The following is a 24,777-nucleotide window of genomic DNA, read 5'->3' as shown; positions in this document are numbered from 1 at the left end:
GGGCGACTGCCCATTTAGCCAGACGACCGACTCGACACCTTTGGAGCTTCCATGACTACCCCCGAACACACGCCAGCTCCTGAAGCCGCCACCACCGAAGAGGTGACTGTCGTCGAGTCAGGTACAGAGATCACCGACAAGAAAGCCGCTATTCCGGCGTTCAGTTTTCCGTTCAAGCCGGGCGAGCTGTTGCAAGCCAAGACTCAAGACTCGCTGTATTACAAGAAGTCGGGCAAATCCAGCCACCACAAGATCCCTGGCGCAGCGCCACACGGCACCCGCAAGTCCATGGGCAAACGCTGATTCTCAAGGCGTGCGTTGTAAGGGAATGAAGGTGTAGTTCAGCGGATCGGTTGTCACCACCTGAGCGCCAGCCAATTGCAGCGTATTGGCGATCTCCGTGCCTGATACATGAAAAGCCCAACCCGATTCGACGGACAGCTCGGGCAGTGTGCGGGTCTCGGCGATCTGTTGCGCTGCCGCTGCAAAGGCGTGGATATCCGGCAGATAAGCGGTGAAGCCATCGCCCTTGAGGGCGGCGGCGCGAATCCCCAGCAGGTTGCAGATAGCCTCTTTGGCGGCGATCTCATCGCGATCGGCCTGGCGCGATTGTTCGATCAGCGCCATCAGCTGGGTGTCGACCAGGTTGCCGCCGACGATCAAGTCAGGCCCTTGTTCCCAGGCGTTTGGCGGGCAGCCCTTGGCTTCAGGTTGCAGTGGGATGTGAGGGTTGATCTCCATCGGGTAAATCCGACAGACCAGCGGGCGGCGTTCATAAATGCGGCACAGGTTCTCTGCGTCAAGATTCCGGCAAGGGCCGACGTTATAGGCGGCGAAGGTGATGGCGACATAGACCTGTGTGCTGCCGCTGGGTACCCGGCACGAACGGCGTTGGGCATGACTGCGTTGCAGTGCCGAAACGCCATAGCCATCTTCAAGAAAAGCCTCGGCGAGGACAATCACCGCACCGCCGTCAGCCGCCCACTGCCTGGCCTCCGGCAGTGTCAGGGGAACGTGATGATCGGTGCAACACTTGCCGCAACCTACGCAGGAAAACTGTGTGTTCATTGAGGGGATGGACCGGACGAGACGTGCATTGAGGGTGACAGGTTGCGAACGCTGTCACTGCCGAGACGAGTCTCGAAGCAAGTTATACGCCAGAGACAAGGATAATAGGCATACCCCCTGTAGGAGCTGCCGAAGGCTGCGATCGACCGGGAACCGGTCGCTTTCTTGAGACCGCTGAAGGTCGTGCCGACCTTTTCGCAGCCTTCGGCAGCTCCTACAGGGACCCCGTTTGCTGCGCGACAGTGCGGCGTCGAAGACGGGGCGGAATCTCCTACAGGGTAATCGGTGGCGGCCTTATTTAGGCAACGTAGTCACAGCATCCCACTCGGTCACGGTGGCTTTTTTGCTTTGGCGTTGATACAGGCACAGTTCGGTGCCGGCTTTGTTCTTCATGTGGGGTTGCGGGTAGTGACCTTTGAGCAGGAGCGCGCTGTAACCGACGCTGTCATCGAACAAAGCAGCGGTGCCTGCCGGTTTCACATTTTTTAGTTGGCTGGCTTTCACGCAGCTGTCGATCAGTGCTTTGTCCAGGTCGCTCCAGGCCTGGCCAGTGGATGCAGTGGCCAGGCTCGCAACAGTCGTCAGGCCAATGAACAGCAGAAGGGATGCTTTCATGTCGGTTTCCTTTTCGGGGGCATCGTTTTCGAACGGCGGATTATGCCGGCAGGATCGACAGGAAGCGTTTCAATCGGTCTCAAAACGCTGTACGTAACTCATACCGGATGTTTCATACAGACGCCGAGCGCCATGATTGTCTTCCAGTACTTTAAGGTCGACACAGGCTTCGCCACGCAAGCGAAATGCCTCGAAGGCATGGGTCAACAGAGCGATCGCCAGGCCCTGGCGCCGGGCGCGGGGATGAACCACCAGATCTTTGATAAAGGCGCTGGTCCAACACTGAGTCACACCGATCAGCCCCTGTGCGTCGCGAGCGATAAAGCACAGGGAAGGGTCGAATTCGGGGTCGGTTGCGAACGCGTTGTGCCACGACTCGTAGCCCGGCACGCTGCCCCCTCCTTGTTGATAACCGAGTACCAACAACTCATGCACTTGAGGCGCGAGTTCAGGGCTGAACTCGATCAGGCAGCTGGTGCCTGGCCATTGTACGGGAGGGCTGGCCTGACGCAGATCCCGCCGCATCAGCCAGCACCAGGGAGCCGAGCTCTCTATTAAATGGTTCTTTATTAAAGGCCCTGGGCTTCGACCGTGCGGGCCGCCTGAATCAAGCATTTGGTCAACTCGGGTGAAGAAAACTTGGTCAATACAGCGTTCGCGCCCGCTGCCTTGGCTTTTTCGCTGTTCATCTTGCTGTCCAGAGACGTGTGCAGCAGCACGTACAAGTCCTGGAAGTCCGGTGTTTCGCGCAGGGTACGAGTAAAGGCATAGCCGTCCATTTCCGACATTTCAATGTCGGACACCACCACATTGATCTGCTCGACCGTGCCTTGCAGTTCGAGCAGTTGGTCGATGGCCTCTTTGGCGCTGCGGGCAGTATGGCAATGAACGCCAAGGTTGCGCAGGGTGATCAATGATTGCTGCAAGGCGACCTGGCTGTCGTCGACCACCAGGATCTTGGCCTTGGCCAGCACTTGAGCGTCTTCTTCACTCAGGTGCGCAGGCTCTTGGATGATTTTCACCGGGGCGATGCCGTGAATGACTTTTTCGATGTCCAGCACCTGCACCAGCACGCCATCGACCTGGGTCACGCCGGTGATGAACGACTTGTTGCCGGCGCCGAAGGGCGGCGGACGGATGTCGGTGGTCAAGCAATGCACGATCTTGCTCACTGCCTGCACGTGCAGGCCCTGCTTGGAGCGGCTGACGTCGGTGACGATCAGGCAGCCACCGGACGGATCGACCAGCGGTTGCTCACCAATCGCGCGACTCAGATCGATCACCGACAACGACGCGCCGCGCAAGGTGGCGACGCCTTTGACGTGGGGATGGGACTCGGGCAGGCGGGTCAGGGTAGGGCAGGGGATGATTTCGCTGACTTTGAGCAAGTTGATTGCCATCAGCTTGCCGCTGCGCAAGGTAAACAGCAGGAGTGAGAGGGAGTCTGCGCGGGCATTATTCGAGGACATATCAACCTTCTGGAAGTTAAAGGCGTCGCTACATGGGAGCGGCAAACAGCTTTCGATGACGGGTTATCGACTTGCAAAGGGCTGGCTTTAGGGCATTTGTGTCGCCAGCTCGTAAACAGCCCAGCAAGCAGTTAAGCAGCCTGGAGCCGGTAACGGCTGATTAAGATGAAAACAGGCTTGTGTCCTGGTAGTCATAAAGACGCCAACGGGTCTTTATGACCGCGATCCGCGGTGTGTCATTTTGACTGCTTGATTATAACTTATTGATTTTAAACATAAAAATAATTGGCACGAAACCTGATATGCATAGGGTAACCAGATAGAAGCCTTGCGGCTCAGGAGTCTACCCCGATGTTGAATGCCCACGATCGTGCCATTGTTAAATCCACCGTGCCACTGCTCGAAAGCGGCGGCGAAGCCTTGACCACTTATTTTTATCAAATGATGTTCAGGGAATACCCGGAAGTGCGTCCATTTTTCAATCAGGCGCACCAGGCCAGCGGTGATCAGCCTCGCGCTTTGGCCAATGGCGTGCTGATGTATGCACGGCACATCGACGAACTGGAGCAACTGGGCGATCTGGTGGCGAAGATCATTAACAAGCACGTCGCCTTGCAGATCCTGCCTGAACATTACCCTATTGTCGGCAGCTGCCTGATTCGCGCCATCAAGGAAGTACTGGGTAGCGAAATCGCCACTGACGAAGTACTGCAAGCCTGGGGCAATGCGTACCAGCAATTGGCCGACATCCTGATCGGTGCCGAGGGTGCGATTTACGACGAGAAAGCCGAAGCCGTTGGCGGCTGGCGCGGTGCGCGTGAATTCAAACTGGTGAACCGGGTCGACGAAAGTGCCGAGATCACTTCGTTCTACATGAAGCCAGCCGATGGCGGGCCGATCCTCGCCTTCACCGCGGGCCAGTACATCGGTTTGCAGCTGTTCATCGGCGGCGAAGAAATGCGCCGCAACTATTCGCTGTCCGCAGTGGCCGATGGCAACCAGTACCGCATCAGCGTCAAGCGCGAACCCAATGGCGTGGCGTCCAACTACCTGCATGACCAACTGCAGATCGGCGACAGCATTCAGTTGTTCACGCCATCAGGGGAGTTCACCTTGGCCGATAGCCACAAGCCGCTGGTGCTGATCAGCGGTGGCGTCGGGATCACTCCAACGCTGGCCATGCTTGAGACAGCGCTGGAGACCTCGCGTCCGGTGCATTTCATTCACTGTGCGCGTAATGGCGCGGTGCATGCGTTCCGCGATTGGGTCGATGGTCTGGCCGGTCGTCACCCGCAGCTCAAGCACTTCTATTGCTACGCTGAAGACGATGGCGTGAGCCCTGCGGCCCACGCGGTTGGCCTTCTCGATCAGCAACAGTTGGAGCAATGGCTGCCCGAAGATCGGGATCTGGATGCTTACTTCCTCGGTCCAAAAGGCTTCATGGCCGCAGTCAAACGCCAATTGAAGGCGGCTGGCGTGCCAGAGAAACAAAGCCGCTACGAGTTCTTTGGCCCGGCTTCTGCGCTGGAATAAACAGAGCTGAGTAAAAAGATGCTGCCAGTCACTGAGAAGGGACTGGCAGCATTGTCGTGTCCGCTATTCGCAGGCAAGCCTGCTCCCACAGGTGATCGCATTCTCTGTGGGAGCAGGCTTGCCTGCGATTGACTTGACTCGGTGTGTCAGATACACCGCCTTTGGGCAGCCTAATCCTTCCGTACGGCGGTTTTGCACTTGAGTTGGCAACGTCTGCCCACGATTATCGCGGGCGATCGAATCGTTGTGCATTTACACTCTGGGCCACACCATTTCAAAAGGTAAGGGAATGAGCGACAACACGATGTACCTAAGACGTGAGAAGCGCTTTCTGGTCTTGCTCGGGGTGATCTGCCTCGCGTTGATCGGCGGCGCCCTGTACATGCAAGTGGTGCTGGGGGAGGCGCCGTGTCCGCTGTGCATCCTGCAGCGCTATGCGTTGCTGTTCATCGCCATCTTTGCCTTCATCGGTGCCGCGATGCCTGGCCGCCGTAGCACCACGGTATTCGAGGGGCTGGTCATGCTCAGTGCCATCGGCGGCGTCCTCGCTGCTGGCCGTCATGCGTACATCCTCGCGAACCCGACCGAGAGTTGCGGTCTGGACGTGTTGCAGCCAATCGTCGATGGTCTGCCGCTGGCGTCCTGGTTCCCGCTGGGCTTCCAGGTCGATGGTTTCTGCACGACGCCGTATCCACCGATCCTCGGCTTGTCATTGGCGCAGTGGGCCTTGGTGGCTTTCGTGCTGACCGTGATATTGGTGCCGCTGGGGATCCTGCGTAATCGCCGCAACGCCCGCTGAATTCAACGGATACAGCGCAAAACGCCCTGCTTTTCCTGATGGAAAACGGGGCGTTTTTTTGGCCTGAAATCTCCCATGCGTTTGATTTTTACAGAATTTGAGAAAAACTGTTGCTGAATAAGTCATAGTCAGTAAAAGGTTACATATCTACAATCGCCGGCATTAATCGGTCAGCGCCGCTCGCAATTGGCAAGAAACGAGGTCGAGGGGTCTCTACACACTCTCTGTAGACAGCTCCGGGCCTCAGGCACTGACACCCTTTCAGAATATCCGCACCAAATGGAATTGGTCTGCAAAACAGGCCGTTGCCACCAATCGAATAAGAAATTACAGGTAACTCCGGATTTGTCGACCAGCTGTTGAGCTGCTCTGGCAGGCCCTTATTCAAATCAAAATATATGCCAACACCGGCAGGGTGAAGTGTTGGCGTTCGAAACCCAACTGCACTGCGCAAGCTGCTTTAGAGGTCGTGAGATGAGTAGAAAAAGGTACCCCAGATTGTTTGGCTTCTTGGCCCTTTTGAGCACGCTTGCGCTCAGTGGTTGCAACATGACCCTGCTTGATCCGAAAGGGCAGGTAGGGATCGACGAGAAAAACCTGATCATCACCGCGACGCTGCTGATGCTGCTGGTTGTCGTCCCCGTGATCATCATGACGTTCGTTTTCGCCTGGAAATACCGCGCTTCGAACACTCAGGCGACCTACGCGCCGAACTGGTCGCACTCCACCAAGATTGAAGTCGTGGTGTGGGGCGTTCCGACCTTGATCGTGATCGCGCTGGGCGTCCTGATCTGGAAATCAAGTCACGAGCTCGACCCGTACAAGCCGCTGGAATCCAGCGTCAAGCCGGTGACCATCGAAGTGGTGATGATCGACTGGAAATGGCTGTTCATCTATCCGGAGCAAGGCATCGCGACTGTCAACGAGATCAAGTTCCCGGCGAACGTCCCGGTCAACTTCAAGATCACCTCCGACACCTCCATGGGTTCGTTCTTCATTCCGGGCCTGGGCGGTCAGATCTATGCCATGGGCGGTATGGAAACCCAGCTGCACCTGATCTCCAACGAGGAGCATGTGTACGACGGTATGGCCGCCAACCTGACCGGTGAAGGCTTCTCTGACCAGAAATTCAAGGCGTATGCCACCTCGCAGGCAGATTTCGATGCTTGGGTCGCAGCCGCGAAAAAAGTACCACACCCGCTTGAACTGGCTGATTTCAATGAGCTGGCCAAGCCTAGCGTGAAAAATCCTGTCGAGTACTTCGCCACCGTTCAGCCCAACCTGTTCCAGACCATCATCGATAAGTATGAAGGCATGAACAAAGGCACCGGCATGCACCACGAGGCGGGTGAAGCGAAAGAGATGACGGGCATGGACATGAATATGCATTCGGCTGCCGGGGCAGAGGAGTAAGAGATGTTCGGTAAATTAACTCTGGAAGCGATTCCCTTCCACGTACCGATCGTGATGGTGACGCTGTGCGTCATTATGCTGGTCGGCGCGGGATTGCTCGCTGCTATCACGTACTACAAACAATGGTCCTACCTGTGGTCCGAGTGGCTGACTACGGTCGATCACAAAAAAATCGGCGTGATGTACATCGTCGTTGCGCTGGTCATGCTGCTGCGCGGTTTTGCCGACGCCATCATGATGCGCTCACAGCTGGCCCTGGCCAGCGCCGGTTCCGAAGGCTACCTGCCGCCGGAACACTATGACCAGATCTTCACCGCTCACGGCGTGATCATGATCTTCTTCATGGCGATGCCTTTTGTGGTCGGCCTGATGAACATCGTCGTACCGCTGCAGATTGGTGCGCGTGACGTTGCCTTCCCGTTCCTCAACTCGTTGAGCTTCTGGTTGTTCGTGGTCGGCGCGGTACTGGTCAACCTGTCGCTGGGTCTGGGCGAATTCGCCCGTACCGGTTGGGTTGCTTATCCACCGCTCTCCGGCTTGGCGTACAGCCCTGGGGTAGGGGTTGATTACTACATCTGGGCTTTGCAGCTATCGGGATTGGGTACGTTGCTGACAGGGGTGAACTTCGTTGTCACCATCCTGAAAATGCGCGCTCCTGGCATGACCCTGATGAAAATGCCGGTGTTCACCTGGAACTGCCTGTGCACCGCGATCCTGATCGCCGCCTCGTTCCCGATCCTCACCGCAACTCTGATTCTGCTGACGCTTGATCGTTACCTGGGCATGCACTTCTTCACCAACGAGCTTGGTGGCAACCCGATGATGTATGTAAACCTCATCTGGGCCTGGGGCCATCCTGAGGTGTACATCCTGATTCTGCCGGCCTTCGGCGTGTTCTCGGAAGTGACCTCGACCTTCGCCAAGAAAGCGCTGTTCGGCTACAAATCGCTGGTCTACGCGACCATCGCGATTACTGTTCTGTCCTTCGTCGTTTGGCTGCACCACTTCTTCACCATGGGGTCGGGTGCCAACGTCAACGCCTTCTTCGGGATCATGACGATCATTATTTCCGTCCCCACGGGCGTGAAGATCTTCACCTGGCTGTTCACCATGTTCCGCGGTCGTATCCAGTTCACCACGCCGATTCTGTGGACACTGGGCTTTATCGTGACCTTCAGCATCGGCGGCATGACCGGCGTACTGCTGGCGGTACCGGGCGCTGACTTTGTATTGCACAACAGCCTGTTCCTGATCGCGCACTTCCATAACGTGATCATCGGCGGTGCGGTCTTCGGTTACCTGGCGGGCTTCGCCTACTGGTTCCCGAAAGCCTTCGGCTTCACGCTGAACGAGCGTCTGGGCAAGTACTCCTTCTGGTGCTGGATCGTCGGCTTCTACCTGGCCTTCATGCCGCTCTACGTACTGGGCTTCATGGGCATGACCCGTCGTCTGAACCACTACGACAACCCGGCCTGGACACCTTGGCTGATCGCCGCCTTCGCCGGCGCCGTGATCATCATGTTCGGCATCATCTTCCAGATCGCACAGCTGGTCGTCAGCATCCGTGATCGCGAGAAGAACCGTGATGTGACCGGTGACCCGTGGGATGGCCGTACCCTGGAATGGGCTACTTCGTCGCCACCACCGTTCTACAACTTCGCTGAAGTGCCGCACGTCGATCATCTGGACCACCACTGGGAAACCAAAGTGGGCGCTCCACAGAAGGTCAAAACCGCTGCCGATTACAAAAAGATCCACATGCCGCGCAACACCGGTGTGGGCTTGTACATCGCCTTCGGCAGCCTGATCTTCGGCTTCGCCTTGATCTGGCACATCTGGTGGATGGCAGCAGTCGGTCTGGTCGGCATGGTCGTTACCTTCATCATCCGCAGTAACGATGATGACATTGACTACTACGTCCCTGCCGAAGAAGTGGCGCGGATCGAAAATGCACGCCTTCAAACTTTGGCTAAGCAGGCTTAAACCATGTCGAACTTAGTATTAGAAGAACGTCAGATTGCCCATGCCGAGGAGCATGGGCACGAAGATGCCGGGGCGATGACCGTCTTCGGCTTCTGGATCTACCTGATGACTGACTGCATCCTGTTCGCGACGATCTTCGCCGCGTACTCGGTGCTGAGTAACAACATCGCAGGTGGCCCGTCGGGCAAAGACATCTTCGAACTGCCTTACGTGTTGGTAGAAACCTTCTGCCTGCTGTTCAGTAGTATCACCTACGGCTTCGCCATGCTGGCGATGCACAAGGGCAACAAGAAAGGGGTTCTCTCCTGGTTGTTCGTGACCTTCTTGCTGGGTCTGGGCTTCATCGGTATGGAAATCAACGAATTCCATCACCTGATCGCCGAAGGCTTCGGTCCTGATCGCAGCGGCTTCCTGTCCGGTTTCTTCACGCTGGTCGGTACCCACGGTCTGCACGTGACATCCGGTCTGATCTGGATGGCGGTGTTGATGTTCCAGATCAAGAAGAAAGGTCTGACTGCAACCAACAGCACCCGTCTGAGCTGCCTGAGTCTGTTCTGGCACTTCCTGGACGTGGTCTGGATCTGCGTCTTCACCGTTGTCTATCTGATGGGGACCCTGTAAATGGATCACGCACATATCAGCCATTCCGGTGCCAGTCACGTAAACGTCCACGGTGACGGCGCCGACCACGGCAGCCTGAAGTCTTACGCAATCGGCTTCTTCCTGTCCGTGATCCTGACCGTGATTCCTTTCGGTCTGTTGATGCACCCGATCTTCGCGCAACCGGTCACGCTGGCCATTGTCGTGGCGTTCGCCGTGGTGCAGATCTTCGTGCACCTGGTGTTCTTCCTGCACATGAACAGGTCGTCCGAACAGCGCTGGAACGTCGTCGCTTTTGCCTTCACCGCCCTGATCATCGTGATTGTGGTCGGCCTGTCGTTGTGGGTGATGTACAGCATCCACACGAACATGATGGCGCACTGAGGAACTCCGCATGTCCCTTAAGCACTTTATCCAAATCACCAAACCGGGGATCATTTTCGGTAACGTGCTTTCGGTGGCGGGTGGCTTTTTCCTGGCCTCTAAAGGGCATGTCGACTTCGGCCTGTTCCTGGCGGCGGCGATAGGCACTTCACTGGTGGTGGCGTCCGGTTGCGTGTTTAACAACTGCATCGATCGCGACATCGACGTGAAGATGGAACGGACCAAGAATCGGGTGTTGGTGCAGGGTCTGGTTTCGTTGAAACTGGCCCTGATGTACGCCAGTTTGCTCGGTATCGCCGGGGTCGGCCTGCTGTACACCAAGGCCAACCCGCTGGCCGCGTTGTTCGCCGTGATCGGTTTTGTGATTTACGTCGGCTTCTACAGCCTGTACCTGAAACGCAAATCGGTGCACGGCACACTGGTCGGTAGCCTGTCGGGGGCCATGCCGCCCGTGATCGGTTACGTCGCGGTGAGCAACAGCTTCGACCTGGCGGCACTGACCTTGCTGGTGATGTTCAGTCTGTGGCAAATGCCCCATTCTTACGCCATCGCGATCTTCCGCTTCAACGACTACCTGGCTGCGTCGATTCCGGTCCTGCCGGTGAAGCGTGGCATCGTCGTCGCCAAACGGCACATCCTGATCTACATCCTGGCGTTCCTGGTGGCCACCTTGATGTTGACCATCGGTGGCTACGCCGGCTTCAGCTACCTGGCCGTCGCGGCAGCCATGGGCATGTACTGGTTGTACATGGCCTGGAGCGGCTACAAAGCGGTGGATGACACGGTCTGGGCACGCAAGCTGTTCGTCTTCTCGATCCTCACCATCACGGCCTTGAGCGTGATGATGTCGCTGGATTTCAAGGTGCCTACTGAGTTGCTGCTGACTTACGCACATTGAGCTGAATAGCACGGTTGAATAGAAACGCCCCGTTCTTCGGATGAAGAGCGGGGCGTTTTTTGTTGTGGGTCAATAGTGGTAGCGACATCGTCGTTATGATGAACCAGAGAGAGTCTTCCCAGGCTCCTGAAGTGAACGGCGCCCTCACTCTTCAATCAGACTCCTGACTTGCGCTTTACCTTTGTGAAGGCTATTGATCGATTTGATCAGGCGTTCCGCGTTGGCGGGTGAGCGGAGCAGGTAGGCGGTTTCTTCCAGAGCGTTGAAGTCGGCCAGAGACATCATCACTACTGGCTCGCCCTTCTGGCGAGTTACCAGCAGCGGGGCGCGATCTTCGTTGACTCGGTCCATCATTTCGGACAAGTGCGCACGGGCGGTGGTGTAGTTGATTGTCTGCATGTTGAGGTCCTTCTGAATGCAAAAAAACGTACATAAACACGTACATATTTTCAAGGGTAACGACAAAGCCATTATCGAGATCATGGCAAATTCGCTGTAGCACTGGCGAACGAAGCGCAAATTCTGCTCTCATGCAGGCCTGAGTTGCGCTGATTAGAGGTTGGATTGGGTATGACGCTGGCAGAGTTCTCTCAGTACGGAGGCATTACCGTCATGCTTCCCGCGGCTGTGGTCGTCGGAATCTGGCTTTGGTATTCCAGGTCAAGACGATCATTATTGCTATGGATAGCGACTTTGCTGATCGTCTATTCCATTGTCCTGATCAGCAAAATCATCTTCAAGGGCTGGGGTATTGGGCTGGAGAGCCTGGACATCTCGGTCATCAGCGGCCACGCCATGAACACCTGCCTGGTTCTGACGGTGGCCCTGAGCTTGCTTGCACGACAGATCAGTCATCACCTCCGCTGGCCGGCAGCCGGCTTGGGGCTGTTGATGGGATGGTGGTTCAGTCTCAACTGCGTGGCGCCCTATCTACATCCGCTGTCGGAAGCTATTGCCGGGGCGCTTCTGGGCACTGTAGCCGCCTGTGTGTTCCTGTATTGCCTGGAAGACACAGAGGTCAGAAAAGTCCCTCCTACCGCGCTGGTGCTCGGGATCCTGTTCATGGCCTTCAATACCGCCACGCCAAAACACACAGCCGAGCGGGTGCTGAATCGTATTGCGGTATCGATTTCAGGAGGGCAGAAAGCCTTCAAGCAGCCTGAGTGGCGAACGCCAGAAGAACAATTGCAGATAAGGCCGTCGATCTGATCACCAGCCCGCCTGTGCGGGCTTTTTCAGGTATGAAAGGGCGAACCAGCGCCGAGAAAACGCCTGTGTGTCATTGCATCGACTTGACCACCGTTTAGCTTTTGCGCTCTGGGGTGCAACAGGTAAACGTCCAATCCTCATGCTTAATTATGTTCTGAAGGATGAGCGGGCCGCCTCCGCAGGGAGCGCTACTGCATATATCTGCGGTTCACGCGACAACCTCTCTTCCGGGCCCCGCGGGTCGATAAATGCTGTCCCTCGGGTATACTCCCAAGATGCTAAAAAATTATTATGTGCGCATAAGTCTCTCTCGTATTTTCAATAGCATTGTTACTCGACTGCTGGTACTGGCGCTATGCATTGTCATTTCTGGTTCTGTCATGCGCTATTACGTGTTAACCCAATTTCTTCGGGAGGATTTGAGCTCGGTAGTGGAGAACCACCAATTAGCGTTGGCTACTTATGTCGCCCACGATATTGATGGAAAGATTGTTCAACGTCAGGTCCTGCTTGAGCGCCTTGCTGCCTCCCTGCCGATTCGTTTGCTGGCGCAGCCTGAGCAGCTACGTGCGTGGCTGAAAGAGCGTTTCGAATATCAGCCGTTGTTTTCTGCGGGATTTTTCGTGGTGAGTTCCAATGGGGTTCCAATCGCGGATTATCCCGTTCTGCGGGATTCGGTGAATAGCAATTACGCTGACCGTGACTACATTCAGGCTGGAGTAGCCGGTGCTTCATTTATCGGTCGCCCGGTGGTTGGCGCAGCCGTAAAAGAACCGGTTCTGCCAATGTCTGCTCCGATAAAGAATGAAAACGGTGAGGTTCAAGCTGTTCTGGTTGGCGTCACGGCACTGGCCGCCCCTGGATTTCTTGATTCGTTGCTCCAGAGTCGAATGGGTAATGCAACGGGCGGGCTCTTGCTTGTTTCCCCACGAGATAAATTATTTGTCGCATCCTCGCAGCCTGATATGGTGCTCAAACCAACACCACCCCCCGGCGTAAATGCACTTCATGATCGGGCCATGGCGGGGTTTCGCGGCGCAGGGATAACGGTCAACGCCCAAGGTGTTGAAGAGGTCGCTGCAATGGTGTCTGTCCCAAGCGCTGGTTGGTTCGTCGTCGGCCGTTTGCCGAGTAGCGAAGCGTTTTCCACCGTGGGGCGGATGCAGCAGTTTTTGATTAAACATGCAGTTTTCGCTATTTTGGTATTCGCTGTTCTCTCCTCCGTTGGGCTGTACTTTGTCCTCCGCCATTTGTTTTATGCCGCAGAGCACGCCGACCGCATGACGCGGGATGAGCTGCCGCTCGAACCCTTACCTGTCATTCGTCATGATGAAGTCGGTCATTTGATCTCGGCGTTTAATCGTTTATTGGTCAAACTCAATGACAATCAAGCTGAACTTACCCGCATCGCTCATCACGATACGCTGACGGGTTTACCCAATAGGGCGCATCTTTCTGATCGGCTTCGCCAGGTATTGGCACTCGCACGCCGACAGGAAACACAGGTCGGCCTATTGTTTATGGATCTTGATGGCTTCAAGAGTATCAATGACACTCTTGGGCACGAGGCCGGTGACGAGGTTTTGCGGCAGGTAGCGAAGCGCTTCGCCAAGATCATACGGGAGTCTGATACCTTGGCGCGCATCGGTGGCGACGAGTTTGTTCTCCTGCTAAGTGACCTTGGGGACAATGCCGAAGAGACAGTACACACCGTCGCAGCTAAATGTATCGACGCACTGAGAGTTCCATTTTTTATTTTCGGTACAGCTTGCATCGTGGGCGTTTCGATAGGGATAGCGCTGGGGGACGGGAATAGTTCTTCGGATAATCTCCTGCGGGCCGCAGATCGAGTGATGTATCAAGTTAAAAAGACTGGACGAGGTAGGTATATGGCCTACAAGCTTTAACCAATAACAATCCATTAAAGGGGAGCTCTTGACGGGGCGACATCCTTCTTTGGGTCGCGCCACCGCAACCCAAGGAAGGGGCAGATATCGCTATGTATTGGTTTTCAGTTTGGTCCATAGGCGAGTACTCAGCCGTGCGATTGCGGCGGGGAGGTCCTCTACGGTGAACAGCTTGTCCATGACATTTTTTGGCGGATAAATCGCCGGATCTTGTTTTACGGACGGAGTGACATAGGCATCCGCTGCAATGTTGGGGTTGGCGTAATGGATACTGTTGCTGATATTGGCAATGACTTGAGGAGTCAACAGGTAATTCATGTAGGCATAGCCGTTCTTCTCGTGCGGCGCGCTTTTTGGCATGACCACCATGTCGAGCCATAGGGTAGATCCTTCCTTAGGGATCGAATAGGCGATTTCGATCCCGTTTTTTGCGTCCTTGGCGCTGGCGGCGGCCTGAACAACGTCGCCATTGAAGCCTATCACGGCGCAGATATTGCCATTGGCCAAGTCGCTGACGTACTTGGATGTGTGGAAATACTGGATGTAAGGTCTGATCTTAGGCAGCGCCTGCTCGGCTTTAGCATAATCTGCCGGCTCGTGGCTATGGTGCGGCAGCCCCAGGTAATTGAGGGTGATCGGCAGGACCTGCGTGGGGTTATCGATAATCGCCACACCGCACTGACTCAACTTCTTGATGTTGTTCTCATCAAAAAACATACTCCAGGAACGGGTGATCTCGGTGCTGCCGAATATCGCCTTGATTTTCTCAACGTTGTAGCCAATACCCACTGTGCCCCACATGTAGGGATAGCCGTACTGGTTGCCTGGATCATTGGCCTCCAGTTTCTTCATCAACTCTGGGTCAAGGTTTTTCCAGTTGGGCAACTGACTTTTATCGAGTTTCTGAATAGCCCCTGCTCCCATCGAACTAGATTCAACCCACTGATAAATAAAATATAAATCTTAAGTCCGGCACCGATCCAATGTGGAGCTGACTTGTCTGCGAAGACCATACGCTGCGGTCTTTCAGGCATACCGAGTCACGGCTTTCGCAGACAAGTCAGCTCCTACGCCCTTCGGGCAGAATCGCGACCCAGTTTGCTGCGCGACAGCGCGGCGTCGAAGACGGGGCGGGCCCTCTCATCCAGCGTGCTCGCTGATCATGCAATGGTTCGCACAGCAGGCCGAACAGGGCGAAGGCGGAAGTTGACCCACAAGCGCCGGCCCCATGCGCCAAGTGCCCAGAGGGTGAGCCGGCAACTTTAATCATCGTTACATTAGCCCCTCAGTCCCAGCTAAGTTTGTCAGGGTAGTCTCTCCCTCGCGCCAATTGCAGCGCTGTTATGGAGATGCAACCCACATGAAGCCGCTTACAAAAGCTGACTGGCTCAACAAAGTCCCCGAAGTGACGCTGTCATTCTGGGTCATCAAGATCATGTCCACCACCGTGGGTGAAACCGGCGCCGACTTTCTCTCCGTCGATGCCGGTCTGGGACAGAGTGTGACCAGTATCGGCATGGCCGTACTGCTGGCGATCGCACTCTTCGGCCAACTTCGCACACGCGCCTACACACCCTGGATTTACTGGCTTACGGTGGTGCTGGTGAGCGTCGTCGGAACGCAGATTACCGATGTGCTCACCGACAAGTTGGGCATCAGCCTGTATGCCAGCACGGCAGTATTTTCCGTACTGCTGGCGATCAATTTCATAGTCTGGTACAGGTTGGAGCGCAGCCTGTCCATCAATGAAATCGTCACGCCGCGCCGGGAGTTGTTCTATTGGACGACGGTGCTCTGCACCTTTGCGCTGGGCACGGCGGCCGGCGATCTGGCCACCGAGGCGCTGGGCCTTGGCTTTACACTGGGCGCTATGATTTTCGGCGCGCTGATAGCTATGTCCTTCGCCGTCTGGCGCCTGGGCGGCAATACGGTCCTGACCTTCTGGATCGCCTACATCCTGACCCGTCCTTTCGGCGCCTCCCTGGGAGACTTGCTGACTCAAGCCAAGACCTATGGCGGCCTCGGCATGGGCGCCATGTGGACCAGCGCCATTTTCCTCAGCGTCATCCTGATTCTGGTGGTCGTCGCGCAGATCAGCCTCGGCAATCGCAAATTCGTCACTCAATAACACGTTCAAAAGCTCATCAAGGAATCATCATGGTCTACGTTAAAACCGCCATTCGTAAAGCCGCCATCTTTTCAGCCATCGTCGTGTTTGGCCTGGCCGCTGGGTGTTCCAAACCTGCCGACGCCCCTAAAACGAGCGCTACTTCGGGCGCGGCCAGCGTTCAGGCCGACGCGGTCCCGAGCTCGGCCTCGAAACTGGGCGACCTGTCAGCTTTCCAGAGCATTGCGGTAAACGTCGCCGGCCTCGTCGACAAGAACGACTTGCCGGGTGCGAAAACGCGAATCAAAGACCTGGAATTGTCCTGGGACTCCGCGGAAGCCGGCCTTAAGCCCCGTGCTGCCAGCGACTGGCATGTACTGGACAAGGCCATCGACCTTGCGCTTGAGGACTTGCGCGCCAGCAGCCCGAAACAGAGCGACAGCAAGGCGGCAATGGATGATTTGCTGAAAACCTTCAATTCGCTGCAAGGAAAAAAATGACAGCAAGAAGCGAAGGGGACGGTTTTCAATACCAATAAATCGCTTCGCGCACGCTTGAACAGGTGATTCAATGCAGGCTCGACACTCATCGCGCAGGTGTATACCCGCGTGAGTGTCGAGCCTCACTTATCACCGGAGAGGGACATGCGGATATTGCTGGTCGAAGACGACCCCATGATCGGGGATGCGATCCAGGGCGCACTGAAGGATGCCAGTTACGCCGCCGACTGGGTCACGGATGGTCTGACCGCCCTTACTGCGTTGGACACTCAACATTATGACCTGGTGCTGCTTGACCTCGGCCTGCCCGGCAAGGACGGACTGGAGGTATTGAGCAGCATTCGTGCCCGCAACAACGGCGTTCCACTGCTGATCATCACTGCCCGCGACAGCCTCGACGATCGCTTGCGCGGTCTCGATGGTGGCGCTGACGACTACCTGCTCAAACCCTTTGAAATGGCGGAATTGCTGGCCCGCATGCGTGCCGTTCTGCGCCGCAAAGGTGGCAGCGCGCTGCCCGTGTTCAGCAACGGCGTGGTGTCGCTGGACCCGATCTCGAAACAAGCCTGCACCGAAGAAAATCCTGGCGTCCAGCTCTCCAGCCGCGAGTTCTCGCTACTGCAGGCGCTGTTGATCAGGCCGGGCGCGATTCTTTCGCGCAGCGATCTCGAAGACCGTATCTATGGCTGGGGCAATGAAGTGGAAAGCAATGCGGTGGAGTTCCTGATCCATGCGCTGCGTCGCAAGCTGGGTAGCCACGTCATCAAGAATGTCAGGGGTATGGGATGGATGGTTTCAAAAAGCGACTGAGCGAGTCGGTCCAATTCAGGCTGTCCGTTTCCCTGTCGCTGGCCATCCTGATCGTCGCTATCGTGGCCGGTATTTTCGCCTTCGTCTCTGCATTCGATGAAGCCCTCGAAATGCAGGACAATACCTTGCGTCAGGTGGCCGCGCTGTTCGAGCGTCAGCAGATGACGCTGGCTCATCCGGAGCACGGCAGGGGTATCGAGGGCGACGATGAAGAATCCAGGGTCATCGTTCAGTACCTGACCGATGGCAACAAGGCGTCGGGCAACGTTGATGCAGGAGCACCGCTGCCACTGCCGACCACGCTGGCCGATGGCCTGTCGACGCTGGAGGTCGGTGGCGAACCGTTTCGTGTGCTGGTCAAGACCATGACAAGTGGCGAACGCATAGCTGTCGCGCAGGAAACCGGCGCGCGCGACAAGGGCGCCCGCGAGAGCGCCTGGCGCGGCCTGCTGCCGTTTTTCATCTTGTTTCCCGTGCTCTTGCTGGTGGTTGCCGATCTGGTGCGCAAGCTATTTCGACCCATCGCGGCACTGGCTTCTGAAATCGACCGGCGCGGCGAGCAGGAACTGCACCCCATCGACGAAAACCATCTGCCCGCCGAAATCCGCTCCTTCGTGCTGGCCATCAATCGATTACTCAACCGTGTGGCTCAGTCGATGGAAACCCAGCGCCGCTTCGTCGCCGACGCCGCCCACGAACTCCGATCGCCCCTGACGGCCCTGTCCCTGCAAGCCGAACGCCTGGCCGCGGCAGACATGTCGACATTGGCCCTGGAGCGACTGTTTCCGTTGCGACGGGGGATCGAGCGCAGCAAGAAGCTCATTGATCAACTGTTGGCATTGGCCACCGCACAATCGACCTCGACGCTGCCCACATCGCCGGTTTCCGTGCATGACGTCTATCGTCGCGTGTTGGAGGACCTGCTGCCGCTGGCCGAGATCAAGCAGATCGACATCGGCGTCGAGGATGAACAGGATGTGCAGGTGCTGATCAACGAGATCGACCTGCTCGCCATGGTCAAGAACCTGGTCGATAACGCCATTCGCTATACACCTCCGGGCGGGCGGGTGGATCTTTCGGTGGGCATGGAGGCGGGCGGGGCGCTGTTGCACATCAAGGACTCCGGCCCCGGGATTGCAACTGAGGAACGGGAGCGTGTGTTCGATCCGTTTTATCGCAGCCTGGGGAGCCATGAGCTGGGGTCCGGGCTGGGGCTGTCCATCGTCAAGGCGATAGCGGATCGCACCGGGGCACGGATTCGCCTGGGGTATTGCGATGAGGTGGGAAGAAGCGGGTTGTGTGTCTCGATGTGGTTGCCGTTAGCGATTTCCCGCCGCCCGTCTGTAGGGGCGGATTCATCCGCGAAAAGAACATATAGCCGGCCCATACACCCCCGTCGGCAGCCTTAGATACTCATACAAGGATCAAACCCATGCTTTTAAGCAAACGTGATCAGGCGCGAATCGAGCGTCGCCTGGTGGCTACCCTGACCGAGTCTTGTGAGACGGCCAAAGCGGAAATTGCAGGGTTCTCCTGGCTGACCCACGAGGTGGATTACACGGTATTCCCCTCCAGCCTGATGGTCACCTGGATCTTCGACACGCTGGCCAATAAGGACCAGGCCCTGGCCAGTGGGCAAGGTGAACGCATGGTCGGACTGACTGCCGTGGCGTTAAGTGAAGCGGATATTCTCGTCAGTCCGGTCTCGGCCCATGTGCATTTTGATACTGAAGAGCAATGTCAGCGCGCCAATGCCGGAAACTGGCAGCAACGCTTGGCGCGCAAGCGCTCGACTCGAGGTTGAACCAGGGCTAAGGATATCGAAAACCCTTACAAACGGTTGGTCAGCACGAATGCAGTTGACGGGGCAGTGACAAGCGATACTTCTGTCGCAACGGTAAGACCTCGGTTTCGAGTGTCTCAGACCAGCAGACGCAGCGTTTCGAAGAGTTGGCGGTCCTCTTTTTTTGCGGAACGCGCATGCCGTCGAATCACATCCAGTAAGCAATCGGTAAAGCACACCGCAGGATTGCTGAGCGCCCCATTGCGACGTTTGACGATGCTCAATTGCCTGGGTTCGAACTGTTCGGTCAGTTGCAAGGACGTCAGTCGGCCAAAAAATGACGGGGCCGTACTCAGAATGGACGGCCCCCAGGTGCACATGTCTGCCCGCTCGACCAAGATTTGCAGTATCGCCAGCGAATGGGCCCGAACGATTCGATTCTCATCGATGTGAGCGCCATGTCTCCAGAACATATCCTGCATGAGCGCATCGTGCCCGTCCGGCGCGTAGTTCAATGTCCAGTTTTGGTCGAGCAGATCGTGGATCGATCGACACCCCTGTCGCGGATGGCCTTGGCGCACCAGTACCGAGGTCTGGTAATCGAGCAATGTTTCGCTGGAAAACTCCTGAGTGGCCTGCGAAGGGTGAAGCTGACCAATCGCAAAATCCATGCTGCCATCACGTAGCAGAGGCTGGGCAACGGCCATCAAACTCTCGAACAACTCAAGTTTGACCTCCGGCATTCGCTCTCGAAACAGCATCACCACCTCGGGCAGGAACGTCAGTGCAACCCATGGCGTGACGCCAACGCAGAGTCGCCCGTGGGCCCTTCCACGAAGGTGGTCGAGCTCCGTCTGGGCATGCTCAAGTTGTTTGATAACGAGCCTGGAGTGAGTCAGTAACACCTTTCCATATTCAGTGAAGTTCAGGCCACTGGGCGTCCTGATGAACAGTGGCAATTGCTGCGACGTTTCAAGCTCGCTAAGGCACGGGTCACGGCGGCCTGGGAAATGCCGAGCGAGCGTGCAGCGGCACGAATGCTTCCAGTTTCCGCACTGGCAATCAATGCTTGTAATTGGTGCAGTTTCATCTGTTTACCCAGGTGACAACATTCAGTTGTCATCATAACCAAACTGGGCCTGCCCGGCACGCTGTGGACTCCCTAAGATCGGCACCAGACAGCACGTTGAAGGCGGCCCTGAGGGGCCGGATTTGCTGATTTGGTCGCTTGAGGAGTATCACCATGAACGCCCGCCACGTGCTGCCCGAGATTGCAGTAATAAAAGACGAAATGATCGCGCTGCGTCGGAGTATCCACGCCCATCCGGAGCTTGGCTTTGAAGAAGTCGTCACCAGCGAATTGGTTGCAGAGTGTCTGACACGGTGGGGATTCGAGGTCACCCGTGGGGTGGGCAAGACCGGTGTGGTTGCCACCCTGAAAAACGGCGAGGGGCGCTCACTTGGGTTGCGGGCGGACATGGATGCGCTGCCGATTCAGGAGGCTACCGGTCTGCCCTACGCCAGCCGCGTTGATGGTGTCATGCATGCTTGCGGCCATGATGGTCATACGGCAATGCTGCTGGCGGCAGGTAAACATCTGGCTCAATCACGGACATTCAACGGCACGCTTCACCTGGTCTTCCAGCCGGCAGAAGAAGGGCTCGGCGGTGCCAGGAAGATGCTCGAAGATGGCCTGCTCGAACGCTTTCCCTGCGACGCTATTTTCGCCATGCACAACATACCGGGCTATCCGATGGGGCATTTGGGATTCCTTAGTGGCCCGTTCATGGCGTCTGCCGATACGGTGACCATCAAAGTCAGAGGCAAAGGCGGCCACGGTGCCGTGCCGCACAAGGCGATCGATCCGGTCGTGGTCTGTTCTTCGATCGTGATTGCGCTGCAAAGTATCGTCTCGCGCAACGTCAACCCTCAAGAGATGGCAATCATCACCGTGGGTTCGATCCACTCAGGTGTTGCGTCCAACGTGATTCCTGACGCTGCTGAAATGAGTTTGAGCGTGCGAGCGCTCACGCCTGAAATTCGCCAACTGCTCGAAGTCAGAATTACCGAATTGGTGAAGGGCCAGGCCGCCAGTTTCGGTGCGCATGCCGATATCGACTATCAGCATTGCCACCCGGTCTTGATCAATCACCCCGATGAAACCGCTTTTGCCCGCCAAGTGGCAGTGGACTGGGCCGGGGAAGAGCAGATTATCGACGACCTGCGCCCCTTTACCGCGAGTGAGGATTTCGCATTTATCCTGGAGAAATGCGCCGGCAGTTACCTGGTGATCGGTAATGGGCAGAAGGATAGCAGCTGCCTCCTGCACAACCCCGGTTATGACTTCAATGATGCCTGCCTGCCCGTCGGTGCGAGCTACTGGGTCAAATTGGTTGAGCGTTTTCTGAGCTGAAGCAACAGGTTTCGAGCATCGAGCGTCTGTACACCATTCACCCGGCAACTGGGTTCTGCGGCCATAGAGGGAAGAGAAAACATGAATAAAAAGATCCTTGCAGCTTCACTGGCTTTCTTGACGGCATCATCCATGGCAGGGGCTGCCGACTGGTCTGGAAAAGTATTGAGGCTGGGCGTCGATCCGACCTACCCACCGCTGGAATACAAAACCCCGGAGGGTCAATTGACCGGGTTTGGCATCGACATCGCCAATGCACTTTGCGAAGAATTGCATGCACGATGCGTCTGGGTCGAAAGCAGCTGGGACGGCATGATTCCCGGATTGTTGGCCCGTAAGTTCGACGCGATTGCATCCTCAATGACCATTACCCCAAAACGCATGGAACAGATTGCGTTCACGGACAAGGTGTCCAACGCGCCGGCGCGATTGGTGGTCAAACGGGGATCTGCGTTACTGCCTACAGTCGAGTCATTGCAAGGCAAGCGTGTCGGCGTGGAGCAGGGCTCTACCCAAGAAGCCTATGCCAAAGCCGTTTGGGGCTCGAAAGGTGTCAACATTCTCTCCTATCAGAACCAGGATCAGGTTTACGCCGATCTGGTGGTGGGGCGCCTTGATGCCACGCTGCAAGCCTCTATCCAGGCCAACTACGGCTTCTTGAACAAACCGGTGGGCAAGGACTTCGAGTTCGCCGGTGCCACCCTGAATGATCCGGGATTTTTCGGCGTCGGTGACGGGGTCGGCTTGCGCAAAAATGATGTCGCCCTGCGCGAGGATTTGAATAAGGTACTCGCGACTATTCTTGCCAATGGCACCTACGCGCGCATCAACAAGAAATATTTCGATTTCGACGTCTATGGCGCTCAGTAAAATCAGTTGATCCCTGAGTGACCGATATAGGGGGCAGACCACGATTAAATGATGGCGGCTCGTGGTTTGACCTCTATATGACGTTTAAGACGCTACGCTGCTCGGGCTCCTACGGCCCTGAAAAAGACTTTGCCAAGCAAAGCCCCCTTCAATGCTGGTGTCGTGAGCAAGGAGCTGACCTCGGCTGAGCACCTCAAGCAGCCCTGACTGCCCCCCGGACCAGGCGCAATCGGTACAGCCCCAGAATGAACAAAACCCAGACCGGCATGATGTAGACCGAGATACTGATCCCCGGAATCATCAGCATCATGCCCAGGATCAGCGCCACGAAGGCCAGGCACAGGTAGTTGCTGAAGGGTGTCCAGAAGGCCTTGAAGCCAGGCACGACACCTTGTTGCGTCATGGCCTTGCGAAACTTCAGGTGGGTCAGGCTGATCACTATCCAGTTGATGATCAGCGAAGCGACGACCAGTGCCATCAGTAGTTCCAGCGCTTCATGGGGCGCCACGTAGTTGACCACCACGCACAGCAGGGTGACCAGCGCCGAGACACCAATGGCCAGCACGGGTACGCCTTGTTTGTTCAGTTTCATCAGCGCCTTGGGGGCGTCGCCTTGTTCGGCTAGGCCGAAGAGCATGCGACTGTTGCAGTAGACGCCGCTGTTGTAGACCGACAGCGCTGCCGTCAGTACCACGACGTTGAGGATTTGTGCTGCCGTGTCGTTGCCGATCAAGGCGAAGATCTGCACGAAAGGGCTGCCGCTATAAGCATCGCCGGAAGCGCCGAGGGTTTGCAGCAAGTGATCCCATGGATAGAGCGACAGCAGCACGGTGAGTGCGCCGACATAGAAGATCAGGATGCGGAAAACCAGCTGGTTGATCGCCTTGGGAATGACTTTCCTCGGCTCGCTGGCTTCGGCGGCCGTGATGCCGACCAACTCCAGTCCGCCGAATGAAAACATGATGAAACACAACGACATCAGCAAACCACTGACTCCGTTGGGGAAGAAACCGCCGTGGCTCCACAGATTGCTGACAGACGCCTGCGGGCCGCCGGTGCCGCTGATCAACAGATAACCACCCAGCACGATCATGCCGATGATGGCGACCACCTTGATGATCGCGAACCAGAACTCCGTCTCGCCGAACACCTTGACGTTGGTCAGGTTGATCAGATTGACCAGGACGAAAAATACCGCCGCACTGACCCACGACGGCACCTCGGGCCACCAGAACTGCACGTATTTACCAACGGCCGTGAGCTCGGCCATGCCGACCAGCACATACAGCACCCAATAGTTCCAGCCGCACAAAAAGCCCGCATAGCCGCCCCAGTACTTGTGGGCAAAGTGACTGAACGAGCCGGCCACCGGTTCCTCGACAATCATCTCGCCCAGTTGACGCATGATCAGGAAAGCGATGAAGCCACAGATGGCATAACCGAGGATCATCGCCGGCCCGGCCGACTTGAGGACGCCGGCAGAGCCGAGGAACAGCCCGGTACCAATCGCACCGCCCAGCGAAATCAGCTGGATATGGCGGTTCTTCAAGCCGCGCTTGAGCAAACCCGGCGTCAGGTCTTCACCCGTCATTACTTTACCTTTCTGATGGTTATGTTGAGTCGAGTTGAATCGGGTAGAGGTCGAACCGATACCAAAATCCGCCGCTATTCTAAAACGTGGCTTGCGTAGGAAGTATCTCTAAATTGCGGATGATAGATAGAAACACGTCCAGCAAACTCGGTCTTTGTAGGCGCTGCCAGGCTGCGATAGGCCGGGGTCGCGTCCGACACGAAGGGCCTTCCAGCGGCATGAAGTCTTGCCGGAAAGGGAGTAAGGGCAGGCCGCGCTAGAGTGGCTTCAGTTTCGACCTCAGATCTGCACAATGACGCATAAGCGCTGGGTCTTGTCATCTCGCTACTTATCGGTAACCGTCCGGCAACACATCCGTCACTTTGAAGTCTGCGTTGGTACGTGAAATCTGTAGCCGCCCCGCTTGGTAAGCGGATACCTAAAATTTGCGTAGGGACGAATTTTGACGCTATTTGCGTCCGCCTCAGCTGCTTGAAAATGGTTTACACAGCCTTGGCCGAAAGCTGTCATTCCCGTGAGGCCTGCTACACCTTGGGGGGCAAGCTATTTGCTACTTCCCTTGGCGCGACATTCCACACAGCGTTCAAGCACCGAATGCTTCTCCATTCCACGCCTCCATATGCTCGGAAAGTGAATGGCATCCACCATCCTTCCCTATAGGCCAGTCCCTGGGAGGCTAGGCACCGCAGGGCGCTAAAAACCCGCCAAAGTGGGCGTTTTTTGACGGTTGTCCTTAAATAATGTCCCGTCATTCGAAGATCCAGTGCCGGGTTTTTCATATGGCGTGGGTTCTCGCCGAAGAAAACGGGCTTACCGGCAGAACCA

Annotated in this window: 23 protein-coding genes and 3 pseudogenes (1 of these 26 cut by a window edge); 18 read left to right on the top strand and 8 right to left on the bottom strand. The window is 56.5% G+C overall.

Going from position 1 to position 24,777, the window contains the following annotated elements; all coding sequences use genetic code 11:
* The first annotated feature begins 51 nt into the window (after positions 1–51).
* On the top strand, positions 52–303 hold the full coding sequence (locus tag AC1MEE_RS19985) for a hypothetical protein (protein WP_480411297.1): 252 nt from the start codon (positions 52–54) through the stop codon (positions 301–303).
* Positions 304–306: 3 nt separating this feature from the next.
* Here the strand turns inward: AC1MEE_RS19985 and AC1MEE_RS19980 are convergent, their stop codons facing one another.
* The 4 genes from AC1MEE_RS19980 to AC1MEE_RS19965 form a co-directional block, all read right to left on the bottom strand.
* Positions 307–1,068 (bottom strand): YkgJ family cysteine cluster protein, encoded by a 762-nt coding sequence (locus AC1MEE_RS19980; protein ID WP_480411296.1) that lies wholly within the window; start codon positions 1,066–1,068, stop codon positions 307–309.
* Positions 1,069–1,362: 294 nt separating this feature from the next.
* Positions 1,363–1,683, bottom strand: a complete 321-nt coding sequence (locus AC1MEE_RS19975) for a hypothetical protein (protein ID WP_480411295.1) — start codon at positions 1,681–1,683, stop codon at positions 1,363–1,365.
* Between the two features lie 69 nt (positions 1,684–1,752).
* Positions 1,753–2,208 (bottom strand): GNAT family N-acetyltransferase, encoded by a 456-nt coding sequence (locus AC1MEE_RS19970; RefSeq protein WP_480411294.1) that lies wholly within the window; start codon positions 2,206–2,208, stop codon positions 1,753–1,755.
* 44 nt (positions 2,209–2,252) lie between these two features.
* Positions 2,253–3,152, bottom strand: a complete 900-nt coding sequence (locus AC1MEE_RS19965; RefSeq protein ID WP_480411293.1) for a chemotaxis protein CheW — start codon at positions 3,150–3,152, stop codon at positions 2,253–2,255.
* A gap of 351 nt (positions 3,153–3,503) precedes the next feature.
* Between AC1MEE_RS19965 and hmpA the strand changes: the two genes are divergently transcribed.
* The 7 genes from hmpA to cyoE all read left to right on the top strand — a co-directional run bounded on the left by hmpA (position 3,504) and on the right by cyoE (position 10,762).
* Complete coding sequence (hmpA, locus tag AC1MEE_RS19960; protein WP_480411292.1) at positions 3,504–4,685, top strand: NO-inducible flavohemoprotein; 1,182 nt, start codon at positions 3,504–3,506, stop codon at positions 4,683–4,685.
* 289 nt (positions 4,686–4,974) lie between these two features.
* Positions 4,975–5,484, top strand: coding sequence for a disulfide bond formation protein B (locus AC1MEE_RS19955; RefSeq protein ID WP_480411291.1), 510 nt, complete (start codon positions 4,975–4,977; stop codon positions 5,482–5,484).
* A 474-nt stretch (positions 5,485–5,958) separates the two neighbouring features.
* A complete protein-coding gene (gene cyoA, locus AC1MEE_RS19950; RefSeq protein ID WP_480411290.1) occupies positions 5,959–6,897 on the top strand; it encodes a ubiquinol oxidase subunit II in 939 nt (312 codons plus the stop codon).
* Between the two features lie 3 nt (positions 6,898–6,900).
* A complete protein-coding gene (gene cyoB / locus AC1MEE_RS19945) occupies positions 6,901–8,880 on the top strand; it encodes a cytochrome o ubiquinol oxidase subunit I (protein WP_480411289.1) in 1,980 nt (659 codons plus the stop codon).
* 3 nt (positions 8,881–8,883) lie between these two features.
* Entirely contained in the window at positions 8,884–9,501 is a 618-nt protein-coding gene (locus tag AC1MEE_RS19940) for a cytochrome o ubiquinol oxidase subunit III (RefSeq protein ID WP_480411288.1), read from the top strand.
* Positions 9,502–9,864 carry a cytochrome o ubiquinol oxidase subunit IV gene (cyoD, locus tag AC1MEE_RS19935; protein ID WP_480411287.1) on the top strand — a complete coding sequence of 121 codons (363 nt, stop codon included), beginning with the start codon at positions 9,502–9,504 and terminating at the stop codon, positions 9,862–9,864. It begins immediately after the preceding gene.
* Between the two features lie 10 nt (positions 9,865–9,874).
* Entirely contained in the window at positions 9,875–10,762 is an 888-nt protein-coding gene (gene cyoE / locus AC1MEE_RS19930) for a heme o synthase (RefSeq protein WP_480411286.1), read from the top strand.
* Between the two features lie 144 nt (positions 10,763–10,906).
* On the opposite strand, the gene AC1MEE_RS19925 is transcribed toward cyoE, so the two are convergent.
* Positions 10,907–11,161 carry a type II toxin-antitoxin system Phd/YefM family antitoxin gene (locus tag AC1MEE_RS19925; protein ID WP_480411285.1) on the bottom strand — a complete coding sequence of 85 codons (255 nt, stop codon included), beginning with the start codon at positions 11,159–11,161 and terminating at the stop codon, positions 10,907–10,909.
* Positions 11,162–11,332: 171 nt separating this feature from the next.
* Between AC1MEE_RS19925 and AC1MEE_RS19920 the strand changes: the two genes are divergently transcribed.
* On the top strand, positions 11,333–11,971 hold the full coding sequence (locus AC1MEE_RS19920) for a phosphatase PAP2 family protein (protein ID WP_480411284.1): 639 nt from the start codon (positions 11,333–11,335) through the stop codon (positions 11,969–11,971).
* 275 nt (positions 11,972–12,246) lie between these two features.
* Positions 12,247–13,878, top strand: coding sequence for a diguanylate cyclase domain-containing protein (locus AC1MEE_RS19915; RefSeq protein WP_480411283.1), 1,632 nt, complete (start codon positions 12,247–12,249; stop codon positions 13,876–13,878).
* Positions 13,879–13,968: 90 nt separating this feature from the next.
* On the opposite strand, the pseudogene AC1MEE_RS19910 reads toward AC1MEE_RS19915, so the two are convergent.
* Positions 13,969–14,796 (bottom strand): annotated as a pseudogene (locus AC1MEE_RS19910) (extracellular solute-binding protein); the annotation flags it as partial.
* A 442-nt stretch (positions 14,797–15,238) separates the two neighbouring features.
* Here AC1MEE_RS19910 and AC1MEE_RS19905 point away from each other — a divergent pair.
* The 5 genes from AC1MEE_RS19905 (at position 15,239) to AC1MEE_RS19885 (ending at position 19,099) form a co-directional block, all read left to right on the top strand.
* Positions 15,239–16,006: a COG4705 family protein gene (locus AC1MEE_RS19905; protein ID WP_480411282.1), complete on the top strand. Its 768-nt coding sequence runs from the start codon at positions 15,239–15,241 to the stop codon at positions 16,004–16,006.
* Positions 16,007–16,035: 29 nt separating this feature from the next.
* Positions 16,036–16,485, top strand: a complete 450-nt coding sequence (locus AC1MEE_RS19900; RefSeq protein WP_480411281.1) for a hypothetical protein — start codon at positions 16,036–16,038, stop codon at positions 16,483–16,485.
* 144 nt (positions 16,486–16,629) lie between these two features.
* The gene (locus AC1MEE_RS19895; RefSeq protein ID WP_480411280.1) at positions 16,630–17,295 is read left to right on the top strand and encodes a response regulator transcription factor; all 666 of its coding nucleotides are present in this window, start codon (positions 16,630–16,632) and stop codon (positions 17,293–17,295) included.
* The gene (locus AC1MEE_RS19890; RefSeq protein ID WP_480411279.1) at positions 17,271–18,704 is read left to right on the top strand and encodes an ATP-binding protein; all 1,434 of its coding nucleotides are present in this window, start codon (positions 17,271–17,273) and stop codon (positions 18,702–18,704) included. Before AC1MEE_RS19895 ends, AC1MEE_RS19890 begins: the two co-directional genes overlap by 25 nt.
* 23 nt (positions 18,705–18,727) lie before the next feature.
* Positions 18,728–19,099 (top strand): hypothetical protein, encoded by a 372-nt coding sequence (locus AC1MEE_RS19885; RefSeq protein WP_480411278.1) that lies wholly within the window; start codon positions 18,728–18,730, stop codon positions 19,097–19,099.
* Positions 19,100–19,215: 116 nt separating this feature from the next.
* On the opposite strand, the pseudogene AC1MEE_RS19880 reads toward AC1MEE_RS19885, so the two are convergent.
* A pseudogene (locus tag AC1MEE_RS19880) lies at positions 19,216–20,204 on the bottom strand (LysR substrate-binding domain-containing protein).
* Between the two features lie 117 nt (positions 20,205–20,321).
* On the opposite strand from AC1MEE_RS19880, the gene AC1MEE_RS19875 reads away from it, so the two are divergent.
* Positions 20,322–21,491, top strand: coding sequence for a M20 aminoacylase family protein (locus tag AC1MEE_RS19875; RefSeq protein WP_480411277.1), 1,170 nt, complete (start codon positions 20,322–20,324; stop codon positions 21,489–21,491).
* Positions 21,492–21,572: 81 nt separating this feature from the next.
* Positions 21,573–22,361 carry an ABC transporter substrate-binding protein gene (locus AC1MEE_RS19870; protein WP_480411276.1) on the top strand — a complete coding sequence of 263 codons (789 nt, stop codon included), beginning with the start codon at positions 21,573–21,575 and terminating at the stop codon, positions 22,359–22,361.
* Between the two features lie 193 nt (positions 22,362–22,554).
* Here the strand turns inward: AC1MEE_RS19870 and AC1MEE_RS19865 are convergent, their stop codons facing one another.
* Complete coding sequence (locus AC1MEE_RS19865; protein WP_480411275.1) at positions 22,555–23,952, bottom strand: amino acid permease; 1,398 nt, start codon at positions 23,950–23,952, stop codon at positions 22,555–22,557.
* 813 nt (positions 23,953–24,765) lie between these two features.
* On the opposite strand from AC1MEE_RS19865, the pseudogene AC1MEE_RS19860 reads away from it, so the two are divergent.
* Positions 24,766–24,777 (top strand): annotated as a pseudogene (locus AC1MEE_RS19860) (L-talarate/galactarate dehydratase); its annotated part runs 174 nt beyond the window's last position; the annotation flags it as partial.

The sequence above is a fragment of the Pseudomonas sp. ASL3 genome (assembly GCF_056680425.1).
This window is presented reverse-complemented; position numbering and strand designations above follow the sequence as displayed.

Coding starts and splice junctions, on each gene's coding strand:
- hmpA (WP_480411292.1), top strand. CDS start 3,504: ATGTTGAATGCCCACGATCGTGCCATTGTTAAATCCACCGTGCCACTG.
- cyoA (WP_480411290.1), top strand. CDS start 5,959: ATGAGTAGAAAAAGGTACCCCAGATTGTTTGGCTTCTTGGCCCTTTTG.
- AC1MEE_RS19985 (WP_480411297.1), top strand. CDS start 52: ATGACTACCCCCGAACACACGCCAGCTCCTGAAGCCGCCACCACCGAA.
- AC1MEE_RS19915 (WP_480411283.1), top strand. CDS start 12,247: ATGCTAAAAAATTATTATGTGCGCATAAGTCTCTCTCGTATTTTCAAT.
- cyoB (WP_480411289.1), top strand. CDS start 6,901: ATGTTCGGTAAATTAACTCTGGAAGCGATTCCCTTCCACGTACCGATC.
- AC1MEE_RS19970 (WP_480411294.1), bottom strand. CDS start 2,208: ATGCGGCGGGATCTGCGTCAGGCCAGCCCTCCCGTACAATGGCCAGGC.
- AC1MEE_RS19865 (WP_480411275.1), bottom strand. CDS start 23,952: ATGACGGGTGAAGACCTGACGCCGGGTTTGCTCAAGCGCGGCTTGAAG.
- AC1MEE_RS19965 (WP_480411293.1), bottom strand. CDS start 3,152: ATGTCCTCGAATAATGCCCGCGCAGACTCCCTCTCACTCCTGCTGTTT.
- AC1MEE_RS19920 (WP_480411284.1), top strand. CDS start 11,333: ATGACGCTGGCAGAGTTCTCTCAGTACGGAGGCATTACCGTCATGCTT.
- AC1MEE_RS19940 (WP_480411288.1), top strand. CDS start 8,884: ATGTCGAACTTAGTATTAGAAGAACGTCAGATTGCCCATGCCGAGGAG.
- AC1MEE_RS19875 (WP_480411277.1), top strand. CDS start 20,322: ATGAACGCCCGCCACGTGCTGCCCGAGATTGCAGTAATAAAAGACGAA.
- AC1MEE_RS19890 (WP_480411279.1), top strand. CDS start 17,271: ATGGATGGTTTCAAAAAGCGACTGAGCGAGTCGGTCCAATTCAGGCTG.
- AC1MEE_RS19900 (WP_480411281.1), top strand. CDS start 16,036: ATGGTCTACGTTAAAACCGCCATTCGTAAAGCCGCCATCTTTTCAGCC.
- AC1MEE_RS19955 (WP_480411291.1), top strand. CDS start 4,975: ATGAGCGACAACACGATGTACCTAAGACGTGAGAAGCGCTTTCTGGTC.
- AC1MEE_RS19980 (WP_480411296.1), bottom strand. CDS start 1,068: ATGAACACACAGTTTTCCTGCGTAGGTTGCGGCAAGTGTTGCACCGAT.
- AC1MEE_RS19895 (WP_480411280.1), top strand. CDS start 16,630: ATGCGGATATTGCTGGTCGAAGACGACCCCATGATCGGGGATGCGATC.
- cyoE (WP_480411286.1), top strand. CDS start 9,875: ATGTCCCTTAAGCACTTTATCCAAATCACCAAACCGGGGATCATTTTC.
- AC1MEE_RS19905 (WP_480411282.1), top strand. CDS start 15,239: ATGAAGCCGCTTACAAAAGCTGACTGGCTCAACAAAGTCCCCGAAGTG.
- AC1MEE_RS19975 (WP_480411295.1), bottom strand. CDS start 1,683: ATGAAAGCATCCCTTCTGCTGTTCATTGGCCTGACGACTGTTGCGAGC.
- cyoD (WP_480411287.1), top strand. CDS start 9,502: ATGGATCACGCACATATCAGCCATTCCGGTGCCAGTCACGTAAACGTC.
- AC1MEE_RS19925 (WP_480411285.1), bottom strand. CDS start 11,161: ATGCAGACAATCAACTACACCACCGCCCGTGCGCACTTGTCCGAAATG.
- AC1MEE_RS19870 (WP_480411276.1), top strand. CDS start 21,573: ATGAATAAAAAGATCCTTGCAGCTTCACTGGCTTTCTTGACGGCATCA.
- AC1MEE_RS19885 (WP_480411278.1), top strand. CDS start 18,728: ATGCTTTTAAGCAAACGTGATCAGGCGCGAATCGAGCGTCGCCTGGTG.